The sequence below is a fragment of the Burkholderia sp. BCC0398 genome (genome assembly GCF_902833245.1).
In the GTDB taxonomy this organism is placed as follows: domain Bacteria; phylum Pseudomonadota; class Gammaproteobacteria; order Burkholderiales; family Burkholderiaceae; genus Burkholderia; species Burkholderia sola.
Genome location: NZ_CADFEM010000009.1, coordinates 1 through 11797 on the forward strand (window position 1 = coordinate 1; position 11797 = coordinate 11797).

Annotated in this window: 11 protein-coding genes; 1 reads left to right on the forward strand and 10 read right to left on the reverse strand. The window is 67.8% G+C overall.

The window, feature by feature from the left end:
- Positions 1 to 243: 243 nt before the first annotated feature.
- The 7 genes from HWX76_RS20055 to phnS are packed head-to-tail and all read right to left on the reverse strand — an operon-like array spanning position 244 to position 7538.
- Complete coding sequence (locus HWX76_RS20055; RefSeq protein WP_089489797.1) at positions 244 to 798, reverse strand: phosphonate degradation HD-domain oxygenase; 555 nt, start codon at positions 796 to 798, stop codon at positions 244 to 246.
- A 4-nt stretch (positions 799 to 802) separates the two neighbouring features.
- Positions 803 to 2257, reverse strand: coding sequence for a phosphonoacetaldehyde dehydrogenase (gene phnY / locus HWX76_RS20060; RefSeq protein WP_089489798.1), 1455 nt, complete (start codon positions 2255 to 2257; stop codon positions 803 to 805).
- Positions 2254 to 3564, reverse strand: coding sequence for a phosphonoacetate hydrolase (phnA, locus tag HWX76_RS20065; protein WP_089489799.1), 1311 nt, complete (start codon positions 3562 to 3564; stop codon positions 2254 to 2256). The genes phnY and phnA overlap by 4 nt, the downstream gene beginning before the upstream one ends.
- Entirely contained in the window at positions 3561 to 4421 is an 861-nt protein-coding gene (gene phnV / locus HWX76_RS20070; RefSeq protein WP_050017294.1) for a 2-aminoethylphosphonate ABC transport system, membrane component PhnV, read from the reverse strand. The genes phnA and phnV overlap by 4 nt, the downstream gene beginning before the upstream one ends.
- On the reverse strand, positions 4411 to 5331 hold the full coding sequence (gene phnU, locus HWX76_RS20075; protein WP_027806028.1) for a 2-aminoethylphosphonate ABC transporter permease subunit: 921 nt from the start codon (positions 5329 to 5331) through the stop codon (positions 4411 to 4413). Before phnU ends, phnV begins: the two co-directional genes overlap by 11 nt.
- Complete coding sequence (gene phnT / locus HWX76_RS20080) at positions 5309 to 6412, reverse strand: 2-aminoethylphosphonate ABC transport system ATP-binding subunit PhnT (protein ID WP_050017295.1); 1104 nt, start codon at positions 6410 to 6412, stop codon at positions 5309 to 5311. The genes phnU and phnT overlap by 23 nt, the downstream gene beginning before the upstream one ends.
- Positions 6413 to 6446: 34 nt before the next feature.
- Positions 6447 to 7538 (reverse strand): 2-aminoethylphosphonate ABC transporter substrate-binding protein, encoded by a 1092-nt coding sequence (gene phnS, locus HWX76_RS20085; RefSeq protein WP_050017296.1) that lies wholly within the window; start codon positions 7536 to 7538, stop codon positions 6447 to 6449.
- A 260-nt stretch (positions 7539 to 7798) separates the two neighbouring features.
- On the opposite strand from phnS, the gene HWX76_RS20090 reads away from it, so the two are divergent.
- Positions 7799 to 8908 carry a 2-aminoethylphosphonate--pyruvate transaminase gene (locus HWX76_RS20090; RefSeq protein ID WP_050017297.1) on the forward strand — a complete coding sequence of 370 codons (1110 nt, stop codon included), beginning with the start codon at positions 7799 to 7801 and terminating at the stop codon, positions 8906 to 8908.
- A gap of 102 nt (positions 8909 to 9010) precedes the next feature.
- Here the strand turns inward: HWX76_RS20090 and HWX76_RS20095 are convergent, their stop codons facing one another.
- Genes HWX76_RS20095 through aroQ form a run of 3 tightly spaced genes read right to left on the reverse strand, consistent with a single transcriptional unit; the run spans position 9011 to position 11698 of the window.
- The gene (locus HWX76_RS20095) at positions 9011 to 10354 is read right to left on the reverse strand and encodes an MFS transporter (RefSeq protein WP_050017298.1); all 1344 of its coding nucleotides are present in this window, start codon (positions 10352 to 10354) and stop codon (positions 9011 to 9013) included.
- A gap of 37 nt (positions 10355 to 10391) precedes the next feature.
- Positions 10392 to 11246, reverse strand: coding sequence for a shikimate dehydrogenase (locus HWX76_RS20100; RefSeq protein ID WP_050017299.1), 855 nt, complete (start codon positions 11244 to 11246; stop codon positions 10392 to 10394).
- A complete protein-coding gene (gene aroQ, locus HWX76_RS20105) occupies positions 11243 to 11698 on the reverse strand; it encodes a type II 3-dehydroquinate dehydratase (protein WP_050017300.1) in 456 nt (151 codons plus the stop codon). The genes HWX76_RS20100 and aroQ overlap by 4 nt, the downstream gene beginning before the upstream one ends.
- Positions 11699 to 11797 lie beyond the last annotated feature (99 nt).

Consider the following 11797-nt stretch of genomic DNA (forward strand, 5'->3'; position numbering starts at 1 on the left):
TCGTCAACAACTTTTTACACTACATCGTTGCGACTGCGGGGCTCAACTTCCTGTACCGCCAAGGCTCGCTACGACCGAACCCCAACAGCACCGCTTCCCTTCCTCCCGCGCCGCGTTTCCGTTAGCGCGAAAGAGGCGTGATTCTATGCATCGCCCGGCAATCGCGCAAGGGGTTTCGCGAAAAATATAAGGCGCCGCACGCTGCCGCGTGCGGCGCCTTATATAGAAGCAGCCGAACCGTCGTCAGGGGGCCGCGCGCACTTGGCGCGCGACGATCTCCATATAGTGAGCGAGATCCGGTGTCACCTTGCCTTCCTCCTTCGCCATGTCGTCCCAGCGACGCAGTCGCAGCGCGTCCTCCGCGAACGGGCGCTGCAGGAACGCTGCCGTCTCCTCTTCACTGAAAATGCCGCCCTGCAACGCCAGACTACGCACCGAGTCCGGCGACAGGCTCTCGAAGTAGCCGGCGTCCGTGCGGCACAGGCAGCGCTTCGCGTCGACGTGCAGCCGAATCGGCTCCAGTACTGCGTCGGCAAACAGCGGCCGCAAGAACGGCAGCACGTAATACTGATGCAGATCGTCGATCCCGCGCACGCTCGGCGTGTCGCCCTGACGATTCAGCAGATGGCCGAGGTCGTGCAGGAACGCAGCCGCGACCAGCGCTTCGTCCGCCCCGGATTGCTCCGCCAGCAATCCACTCTGCAGTGCATGTTCGAGCTGCGTGACCGGTTCGCCGCTATAGGCCACATGGCCATGCTCGCGATACAGCCCGTGAATCTCTTCCACCGTCAACGCCATCCGTTTACTCCCAAGGCAGCGAAAACGTCTTCAGGTTCGTGAAGCTCTTCATCGCCTCCTGGACACCTTCCTTGTAACCGAGCCCCGAATCCTTGACTCCGCCGAACGGCGACAGCTCGATCCGGTAACCGGGCACTTCCCACACGTTCACCGTGCCAACGTTCAGTTCGTTCACGAACCGCACGACCGCCGCCGTGCTGTCCGTACAGACGCCCGACGACAACCCGAATGCCGTGCCGTTGCTGATCCGGATCGCATCGTCGATCGTGTCGAACGCGATGACGGGCGACACCGGCCCGAAGGTCTCCTCGCGCACGATCGTCATCGACGGATCGACGTTGTCGATTACGGTCGGCGCATACAGCGCGCCGCGCCGCACATTGCCGGTCAGCAGACGCGCGCCCCGCGCAACCGCCTCGTTCACGCGCGTCTCGAACAGTCGCGCCGCCGCCTCGTCGATCACCGTGCCCATTTCGTTCGCGGAATCGAACGGATCGCCGTATCTCCATGCGCGCGTCTTCTCGACGAGCAATTCGGTGAATGCGGGCGCGATCGAGCGCTGCACCAGCATCCGCTTGACGGCCGTGCAGCGCTGGCCCGAATTCCGGTACGAGCCGAGCACCGCCAGCGATGCCGCGCGGTCGAGATCGGCATCGGCGAGGACGATCAGCGGATCGTTGCCGCCCAGCTCCAGCACAATGCGCCGGTAACCGGCCCGCGCGGCAATCGCCTTGCCGATCGCGACGCCGCCCGTGAACGTGATCAGCGACGCATGCGGATGCGTGACGAGTTCGTCCGCGATCTCGGCCGGCGCGCCGGTCAGCACCTGCAGCATCGGCTCGGGCAGACCGGCCTCGTAGAGCAGGTCGGCCAGATAGAACGCCGACAGCGGCACCTTCTCCGACGGCTTCACGATCACGCGGTTGTTGGTCGCGATCGCCGGCGCGATCTTGTGCGCGACCTGGTTCATCGGATGATTGAACGGCGTGATCGCGACGATCACGCCGCCGAGCGGCTGGCGCTGCGAGAACACGCGCCGTGTCTTGCCGTGGGGCGTCAGGTCGCACGAGAAACTCTGCGCGTCGTCGCGCAACGCCTCGGCCGCCGCGAACTTCAGCACGTCGGCCACCCGGCCGATCTCGTAGCGCGAATCCTGTTTCGACAACCCCGACTCGAGCGTGATCAGGTCGGAGGCTTCCTCGGTGCGCTCGCGCAGCAACGCAGCCGCCCGTTCGAGAATCTGCGAACGCGCGTAGCGCGTGAGCGTCGGCTGGTAGGCCATCGCGTAATCGAACGCCGCGCGCACGTCGTCGACGCTGGCGAGCGGCGCGGTGCCGACGCGTGTGCCCGTGTACGGATCCGTGACGTCGAGCGTGCGCTCGCGCATCGCGCGCGTGCCGCACCAGCGCAACGCTTCGGCACGAAACGACGGATGATCCTGCCGCGGATGCGCCATCATGTCGCGATCCGGTTCAGCACGAAATCGAACACGTCGAAGTTGCGCGGGCGACGGGCGGGATCGTCCCGCTCGATACGGCGATTGAACAGCAGCGGCACTTCCTGCTCGGACACGCCGCCATGCGAACGCAACGGCACCGTGAGGCCCGACAGGTCGTGTTCGCGCTCGCGGGTGCCGAGCGTCATGTCGCGGCGGCCGATCACGACGAGATCGCCGATCCGGTCGGGCGGCAGTTCGAAACGTGCGGCGGCTTCCGCGTTGTCGAGCACGAGCTCGACGCCGTCGAGGCCGCCGACGCGCCACATCGCGTCGGCCCGGTCGACGCCCGGCGCCAGGTAGATCGTCGCGAACGAACCGAGCGCACCGTGATGCACGACGTACGGATCGGTAATCGGCAGGATCACGCGCGCAGCCTGCGCGCCGTACCAGCCATCGAACGCATCCTGCAGATAGATCACGTTCGGCCGGCCCGTCGCCGGATCGTGCTTCGCGTTCATCCCGTGGTCCGCCGTGAGGCCGATCGCCCAGCCGAGCGCGTCGAGCAGCGCGAGGTAGCCGTCCATCATCGCGTAGAACGCGTTCGCGCCGGCACTGCCCGGCTCGCATTTGTGCTGCACGTAGTCGGTGGTCGACAGGTACATCAGGTCGACCTGCCGCGTCTGCGCGAGCCGTACGCCGGCCGCGAACACGAATTCCGACAACGCCGCGCTGTATACGTCCGGCGACGGCAGGCCGACCCAGTCGAGCACGTCGACGATCCCGTTTTCCGCGAGATTGGCCTGCGCGGCCTTCTCGGCCGAAAAGCAGATGCCGTTCAGCCGCCAGCCGAGCAGCCGGCGCAGCTTGTCCTTCGCGGTGACGACGGCCACTCGCGCACCGGCATCGGACGCCGCCGCGAGCAGCGTGCCGGCGCGCAGGTAGGCCGGGTCGTTCATCATGACTTCGGCGCCGCGCCCGCCGTCAGCAGCAGGATCCCAGAAATAGTTGCCGCAGATCCCGTGGACCGACGGCGGCACGCCGCAAACGATCGACAGGTTGTTCGGGTTGGTGAAGGTCGGCACGACGCAATCGGCACGCCACGCGGTGCCTTGCTCGATCATCCGGCCGATGAACGGCGCGACGCCCGCTTCCACCGCGCGTTCGAGATAGTCGTACTCGCAGCCATCGACACAGGCGACGACGGTCGGCTCGACCGGCAACCGGTAGCGTCGGCCGTTGACGTCGATCGAGCGTCCCGCGAGATTCGTCGACCCGTTGCCGGCGGCTGCTTGCTCGCCGGGGCGCCGCAACGCGAACGCGGCGTTCATGATGCGGCCTGCTTGCCGCGCGGCACACGCGCGGCGATCAGCAGCAGCGCCGCGAGCGACGCGCCGAGCATCAGCAGCGACAGCGCCGACGCCGGCAGGTAATAGCCGCGCTCCACCTGGCCGATCACGACGATCGGCACGGTCGCGAAGCCGGGCGGATACACCGTCAGCGTCGCGCCAAGCTCGCCGAGCGACAGCGCGAAGCCGAGCGCGAGGCTCGCGCGCAACGCCGGCACGAGCTGCGGCAGCAGCACGCGGCGCAGCACCATCGCGGGTGGCGCACCGAGGCTCGCGGCGGCTTCGCGCAGCACGGTCAATTCGGGGCGCAGCGCGGCGGCCGCGCAGCGATAGCAGAATGGCAGAATCAGCGCGAGCTGCACCAGCACGACGATCGCCGCCGAGCTCGACAGGTCGAGCGGCTTCTGGTGATACGCGATCAGCACCGCGAGCCCGAGCACGACGCTCGGCACGCCGTTCGGCACCATCACGAGCGCGTCGACGAGCGCGCCGAGGCCGCGCCGGTCGCGCCCTTCGAGCGCGAGCGCCAGCCACAGCCCGAGGATCGTGCCGAGAACCGACACGCCGAAGCCGATTTCGAGGCTCGTCAGCAGCGCGTCGTATTCCGGCGACCCGAGCCGCTCGAACCAGCGCAGGCTGTAGCCGGCCGGCAAAATCGTGCCCGACCACTGCGTCGACACGCTCGACAGCGCGACGACGATCACCGGCAGCACGAACAGCCAGAAGCACGCGAACGCGGCCAGCGCGAGCGCGGTGCGCGACGCATGCTTGAGCAGCGTGTCGGTCCAGCCGATCGGGTGACGGGGCACGGCGTGCCCGATACGGAATTCAGCGGACATCGTTCCCTCCCGTCGCGCGCCGGTTCACCCGGCGATAAACCGCATACAGCGCCAGCGACAGCGACAACATCACGACCGCGCCGGCCGACGCGGTCGGCAGGTCGAGATCGACGGTCGCGCTGCTGTAAATCGCGACCGGCAGCGTGACGAGCCGCGCACTGCCGAGCACGAGCAGGATGCCAAACTCGTTCAGCGTCAGCAGGAAGCACAGCACGGTGCCGGCGGCGATGCCCGGCCATGCGATCGGCAGCACGACGCGGCGAGCGAGCATCCAGCCGGGCGCGCCGAGGCTGCGCGCGGCTTCGATCAGCCGCAGGTCGAGCGTCGCGAACGACGCGAGCGTCGGCCGCACGACGAACGGCGTGTAGAACACGGTCTGCGCGAGGATCACGCCGCCGATGCCGAACAGGAAGTCGAGCGGCGGATTCTCGAGATGGAACAGGTGCTGCAGCGCGATGCTGATCGAGCCTTGCGAGCCGTACAGGAAGATCAGCGTGAACGCGACGAGGAACGACGGAAACGCGACGTACAGTTCCAGGAAGCGCGTGACGAGCGACGCGCCCGGGAACGGCCTGAAGAACAGCAGTGCGGCCAGCAGCACGCCGAGCACCGACGCGGTGCCGGCGCTCGCGAACAGCACGCCGAGCGTCGTCAGCAGCACGTTGCGCGTGTCGGGATTGCCGAAGAAGGTCCGGTACGCGGCGAAACTCAGCCCGTGATCGCCCGACACGCTCAGCAGCACGAGCCGCACCAGCGGATAGACGACGAGCGGGCCGAGCACGACGATCGCGAGCGCGGCCAGGTGCAGGTCGCCCATTCGCCTGCGGCGCCGCGCGGCGGCGGCGTGTGCCGCAGCCGACGCGAGCACGTGCGGCGGCAGGCCGGCTTCAGGGCTCGATAAGGACGACATCGTCTGCCTCGCAATGCAGGGACACGCGCGCACCGCGCTCGGGCGCCGCGCCGCGGCCGCGTTGCATCGTCACGCGCACGGGCTCGTCGGGCGCCGCGTCGATCACGACCGCGATCGAGAAGTCCGCGCCCTGCCATTCGACCGACGACACCGTGCCGTGCAGGCCGCCGGCCGCGGGCGGCATCACGGTCAGGCGCTCGGGGCGCACGCACGCGACCTTGCCGCGTATCTCGTGACGCGGATCGCCGAGCGGGAAGATCACGTGCGGCGGCAGCAGGTTCGCCGGGCCGAGATAGCGCGCGACGTAGCCGTCGCGCGGTGCGTCGTACAGCTGCTGCGGCGTGCCGAGCTGCGCGATGCGGCCGTCGCGCATCAGCAGCGCGCGGTCGGACAGCACGAGCGCGTCGTCGCGGTCGTGCGTCACGCAGACGACGGTCAGGTTCGGGAGGCGCTCGTGCAGCGCCTTCAGTTCGCTGCGCACCGACGCGCGCAGGTTCGCGTCGAGCGCCGACAGCGGCTCGTCGAGCAGCAGCACGTCGGGCTCGATCACGAGCGCGCGCGCCAGCGCGACGCGCTGCTGCATCCCGCCGGACAACTGCGCGGGCAGATGGTGGCCCGCATCGCCGAGTTGCACGAGCTTCAGCGCATCGGCGACGCGGCGCGTCACTTCCGACGACGCCATCCCGCGTGCGCGCAGCCCGAATGCGACGTTCTCGAACACCGACAGGTGCGGGAACAACGCGTAATTCTGGAACAGCAGACCGAGGTTGCGCTTGTGCGGCGGCGCATAGGTCAGGTCGCGGCCGGCCACGGTCAGCGTGCCGGTCAGGCCGTCGGCCTTCACGAATCCGGCGATGAAGCGCAGCAGCGTGGTCTTGCCGCAGCCGCTCTTGCCGAGTACGGTCAGAAATTCGCCGGCGCCGATCGACAGCGACAGATCTTCGAGCACCGTGCGTGCGCCGTAGCGCACGCTCAGGTGTTGGATCTGCACGCCGCCCGGCACGCCGGACCGCAGCGTCGCGTGCGGTTCGGCGGCGCCGAATGCGCCGGGATGGGTCAGGGCGGTATCCACCGGGTTCATCCTCTTGCTCGCTGATACAGGCGGCGTGCGCCGGTCACTTCGGCTTGACGACGTCGAGCTGCTTGCCCGAGCTGCCGATCACGTCCTTCTTCCAGCGCTCGATCCATTCCGGCTTCTTCGCCATCACGTGAGTCCAGTCGACCGGGATCAGATTCACGCCCGCGATCGCCTTCTTGACCGCTTCGCCGTTCTTGCCGGCCAGCGGCACGTCGGTGCGGCCCGGGATGCCGTACATGTCCGGTACCTTCGACTGCACGTCCGTCGACATCAGGTAGTCGATCAGCTTCCTGCCGGCGTCCTGGTTCGGGCCGCTCTTGATCAGGCCGATGCCGTACGGCAGCTGGAACGTGGTCGGCCGGTCGCCGTCCTTCGCGGCCAGGAAGATCGGCTTGACGGACAGCGCGCCGTGTTCGGCGTCGTCGAGATCCATCTGCAGATCGCCGTTCGCGACGCTGATCTCGTTGCGCGACAGCAGCACGTTCAGGTAGCCCGTGCCCTTCGTGTGGAACTTCACGCTCTGCGACAGCTTCGCGAGGTAGTCGAATGCCTTGTCCTCGCCCATCAGCGACGTCGTCAGGATCAGCACGGCCATCCCGTCACCGGCCGTGGCCGGGTTCGAGTACGCGACCTTGCCGGCGTAGGCCGGCGCGAGCAGGTCGGCGAACGTCTTCGGCTGGTTCTTCACGACGTCCGGATTGATCGCGAACGAGAAGTAGTTGTTGACGAAGGTCGCCCACGTGCCGTCCTCGGCCTTCGCGATGGCCGGCACGTTCTTGTAGTTCACGCTCTGGTACGGCTGCAGCAGGCCCATCTGGCCGGCTTGCTGGATGAACGGCGGCAGCGTGACGATCACGTCGGCCTTCGGAGAATTCTTCTCGATGTTCGCGCGGTTCACCACCTCGCCGCTGCCCGCCGTCACGATGTTGACCTTCACGCCTTCCTTCTTCTCGAAAGCCGGCAGCACATCGCGATAGAGGTTCTCGAGACCGTCCGCCGTGTACAGCACGACCGCATTCGCCGCCTGCGCCGGCATCGCGGCGCCTTGCAGCAGACCGGCGGCGCAGGCGGCCAGCGCGAGCTTGCGGAATGCGCCGGCGGCGGCGCGCGAGGGTTTCTGCAGTGTCATCTCACTTCTCCGTAGGCGGAACACCAAACGGCCGGGGCACGATCCGGCTCTCCTGTTGTCTTCGGGCAGGCCGCTGAACGGCCGCCGCGCTACCGCGCTCGGGCTGGGTGTCGCGCGGCAACCGAAGGATCACAGCGTTCGATGACAAAGCCGTGACGAATGCCACAATTTCCAAAAAATGACACATTTTGCCACTATCATGCAAGTCATCGAGAAATGCCGCCCGGCGTTCCGTTCGCCCTTTGCTGGAGACAAAAGCCATGCCCGACCCGATTCTGCTTACGCCCGGCCCGCTCACCACGTCCGCCACAACACGCCACGCAATGCAACATGACTGGGGGTCGTGGGACGCCGCTTTCAATCAACTGACGGCCAGCGTCTGCGCGGATCTCGTCGCCATCGCGCAGGGCGGCGACGCGTACGTGTGCGTGCCGATGCAGGGCAGCGGCACGTTCTCGGTCGAAGCCGCGCTCGGCACGCTGGTGCCGCGCGACGGCGTCGTGCTGGTGCCCGACAACGGCGCGTATTGCGCGCGCATCCTGAAGATCCTCGGCCGGCTCGGCATCGAAGCGATCGCGTTGCCGTTCGGCGAGGACGCGGCCGTCGACACGGCGGCCGTCGAGGCCGCGTTCGCGCGCGAGCCGCGCATCACGCACGTCGCGCTCGTGCACCTGGAAACGAGCGCCGGGATCCTGAATCCGCTCGATGCGATCGCGGCCGCATGCCGGCGGCACGGCAAGCGGCTGATCGTCGATGCGATGAGTTCGTTCGGCGCGCTGCCGATCGCGCTGGCGGGCAGCGACATCGACGCGCTGATCTCGGCCAGCGGCAAATGCCTGGAAGGCGTGCCGGGGATGGGATTCGCGATCGTGCGGCGCGACGCGCTCGACGCGAGCGAAGGCAACGCGCGGTCGCTCGCGCTCGATCTCCACGATCAGTACGCGTATCTGCGCAAGACGGGGCAATGGCGCTTCACGCCGCCGACGCACGTGATTGCCGCGCTACGTGCCGCGCTCGACCAGTACCTCGCCGAAGGCGGCCAGCCGGCGCGCGGTGCGCGCTATGCGGAGAACTGCCGGACGCTCGTCGAATCGATGCGCGCGCTCGGCTTCGTGCCGTTCCTCGACGCGAGCGTGCAGGCGCCGGTGATCGTCACGTTTCACGCGCCCGACCATCCGGCCTACGATTTCCGCCGCTTCTACGACGCGGTGAGGGATGCGGGCTTCATCCTGTATCCGGGCAAGCTCACGCGGCTCGAGACGTTCCGCGTCGGCTGCATCGGCGCGATCGATGCGGGCGATATCCGGCGTGCGGTCGCGGCGATCGCCGCTGCGGTCGAATCGCTCGCCATCGCGATGCAGCACGCATGAAGTGACGTACATGCCGGCCCGCCCGCCGGCGCCCGCAAACAAAAAAGCCCGGCGGCCGATTGGCCGCCGGGCGAACGCACCGTGTGTGCGGGGAACGGGTGCTTACAGCTCGATCCGCTTGATGTCGCCGACGACGAAGATGTACGACAGCGCACCAACCAGCGCGATCACGCCGATGAACACGAGCGCGCCGACGAACGAGCCGGTCGATGCGACGATGAAGCCGACGACGAGCGGCGTGATGATGCCCGCGAGGTTCGCCGCGAAGTTGAAGATGCCGCCCGTCACGCCGAGCAGGCCGTCCGGTGCGATATCCGACACGAGCGTCCAGCCGAGCGCGGCCATGCCCTGCGCGAAGAATGCGACCGACATGATCGCGATCACCGCTTCGTTGCTCTGCACGTAGTTCGCGAGAATGATCGTCGACGCGAGCAGCAGGCCCGCGATGATCGGCAGCTTGCGTGCGAGGTTCGCAGACTTGCCGCGGCGCAGCAGCCAGTCGGAGAAGATCCCGCCGAACATCACGCCGACCGACGCGGCGATGAACGGCATCACCGCGAAGAAGCCGATCTTCAGCCAGCCCATGTGGCGCTCGGTTGCCAGATAGGTCGGGAACCAGGTCAGGAAGAACACGAGCGTCGAGTTGCCGGCGAACTGGCCGAGGCAGATGCCCGCGAGCTGGCGCTTCTTCACCAGTTGGCCGACCATCGACCAGCTGAACTTCGGCTGCTCGGCCTTGCCGCTCTTGGCGTCGGTCTTGCGCACGCCGTGCACGAGGCCGCCGCCCGCTTCGATGTACGCGAGTTCCTCCGAGTTCGCGCCCGGATGGTTGCGCGGCTCGTGATAGAACTTCCACCAGACGAGGCCGAACGCGATGCCGACCGCGCCCACGACCCAGAACAGCGAGCGCCAGCCGAACGCGCCCATCAGCGCGAACAGCACGGGGCTGAAGAACGCGAGGCCGATGTATTCGCCGACGGTATAGGTGCCGGTCGCCATCGCGCGTTCGTTCTGCGGGAACCACGTCGCGACGACGCGGCTGTTGGTCGGGAAGCATGGCGCTTCCGTCACGCCGAGGCCCAGCCGGCACGCGAGCAACGTCGCGACGCCCGGCACGAAACCTTGCAGGAACGTGCACAGCGACCACAGCGTCATCGACCAGTAATAGGTGACCTTGCTGCCGAAGCGGTCGAGGAACAGGCCGCCGGGCACCTGCATCGCCACGTACGTCCACGAAAACGCGGAGAACATGATGCCCATCACGGCCGCGTTGATGCCGAGCTCCTTGGTAAGCTGCGGCGCAGCCACGCCCAGCACGGTGCGGTCGAGATAATTGATCATCGTGCCGATCGCGAGCAGCGCGAGGATCTTGTAGCGCGCCGACGTGCGCCGGACCGTGCCGGCCGCCTGCGCCGGCGCGGCGCTCGTGTGGGTAGTGTGCTGCATGGTCGTCTCCTGGTCTCTTTCTGTGTCTGTAAGGGGGTCAGCGCGCGACGAGCGACTGAAAGTGATCGAACATCCGCTCGGCGTCGGGCGTGCGCCCGGTGAAGAGCTCGAACGCGTCGACGGCCTGGTACACGGCCATCCCGCCGCCCGGCAGCGTCGCGCAGCCGGCCGCTCGCGCGGCGTGGATCAGTTCGGTTTCGAGCGGGAAATACACGATGTCGGCCACCCACATGCCCGCATGCAGCAGCTCGGCCGGCAGCGGCAGGCCCGGATGCTTGGCCATGCCGGTCGGCGTGCAGTGGATCAGGCCGGTCGCCGCGCGCATCGCGGCGGCGAGATCGCTGCCCGGCGTGACGCGGGCGGCGGGGAAGCGCTGCTGCAATTCGCCCGCCAGCGCGGTGGCGCGCGTGCCGTCGACGTCGAAAATCGTCAGTTCGGCCGCGCCCATCTGCAGCGCCGCGTGCGCGACGGCCGCGCCCGCGCCGCCCGCGCCGAGCTGGACGACGCGTTCGAGCGACGCGCCGGGCAGCCCACGGCTAAACGATTTCGCGAAGCCCGACCAGTCGGTGTTGTGGCCGATCCGCTTGCCGTCCTTGAACAGCACGGTATTCACCGCGCCGAGCGCACGCGCGTCGTCCGACAGCGCGTCGAGGTGCTCGATCACGCGCTGCTTGCACGGGTGCGTGATGTTCAGCCCGTTGTAGCCCATCCGCTGCGCGGCATCGAGCAGTTGCGGCAGCGCGTCGGCGGTCACGCCGAGCACGTCGAGATCGAGGCGCCGGTACACGTAGCCGAAGCCCTGGCGGAACCCCTCTTCCTCGTGCATCGCGGGCGACAGCGAACCGCCGATGCCCTGGCCGATCAGGCCGATCAGGAACGACGGGCGGCTCATCGTGCGGCTCCCTTCGCGAACACCGTCGCCAGGCGCTGCAGCGCGAACACGTAGCCTTCGGTACCGCAGCCGCAGATCACGGCTTCGGCGAGCGCCGACACATACGAATGGTGACGGAACGCCTCGCGGCGATGGACGTTCGAGATATGCACTTCGATCACCGGCTTCGCGATCGCGGAAAGCGCGTCGGCCAGCGCCACCGACGTATGCGTATACGCGGCCGGGTTGATCACGATGCCGTGCGTGTCGTGACGCGCGGCGTGCAGCCAGTCGATCAGCTGGTGCTCGGCATTCGACTGGCGAAAGTCGATTTCCAGCCCGAGCCCTTCCCCCGCCGTGCGGCAGCGCTGCTCGAGATCGGCGAGCGTTTCCGCGCCGTAGATATGGGGCTCGCGCGTGCCCAACAAATTCAGGTTCGGGCCGTTCAGCACCAGTACCTTGTGCTTGCTCATCGTGTTTCTGCTCCTGAAACAGGGGCGGACCACGATCGGCGCCGCCCCGAAGACATCGGAATTTGGCGCTAGTGTGCGCCCGTGCAAGCGGGCTGTCTT

Excerpts from the sequence above, each read along its gene's own strand:
- phnY (WP_089489798.1), bottom strand. The coding sequence starts at position 2,257 with ATGATGGCGCATCCGCGGCAGGATCATCCGTCGTTTCGTGCCGAAGCG.
- phnV (WP_050017294.1), bottom strand. The coding sequence starts at position 4,421 with ATGTCCGCTGAATTCCGTATCGGGCACGCCGTGCCCCGTCACCCGATC.
- HWX76_RS20095 (WP_050017298.1), bottom strand. The coding sequence starts at position 10,354 with ATGCAGCACACTACCCACACGAGCGCCGCGCCGGCGCAGGCGGCCGGC.
- phnA (WP_089489799.1), bottom strand. The coding sequence starts at position 3,564 with ATGAACGCCGCGTTCGCGTTGCGGCGCCCCGGCGAGCAAGCAGCCGCC.
- phnS (WP_050017296.1), bottom strand. The coding sequence starts at position 7,538 with ATGACACTGCAGAAACCCTCGCGCGCCGCCGCCGGCGCATTCCGCAAG.
- HWX76_RS20055 (WP_089489797.1), bottom strand. The coding sequence starts at position 798 with ATGGCGTTGACGGTGGAAGAGATTCACGGGCTGTATCGCGAGCATGGC.
- HWX76_RS20090 (WP_050017297.1), top strand. The coding sequence starts at position 7,799 with ATGCCCGACCCGATTCTGCTTACGCCCGGCCCGCTCACCACGTCCGCC.
- aroQ (WP_050017300.1), bottom strand. The coding sequence starts at position 11,698 with ATGAGCAAGCACAAGGTACTGGTGCTGAACGGCCCGAACCTGAATTTG.
- phnU (WP_027806028.1), bottom strand. The coding sequence starts at position 5,331 with ATGTCGTCCTTATCGAGCCCTGAAGCCGGCCTGCCGCCGCACGTGCTC.
- HWX76_RS20100 (WP_050017299.1), bottom strand. The coding sequence starts at position 11,246 with ATGAGCCGCCCGTCGTTCCTGATCGGCCTGATCGGCCAGGGCATCGGC.
- phnT (WP_050017295.1), bottom strand. The coding sequence starts at position 6,412 with ATGAACCCGGTGGATACCGCCCTGACCCATCCCGGCGCATTCGGCGCC.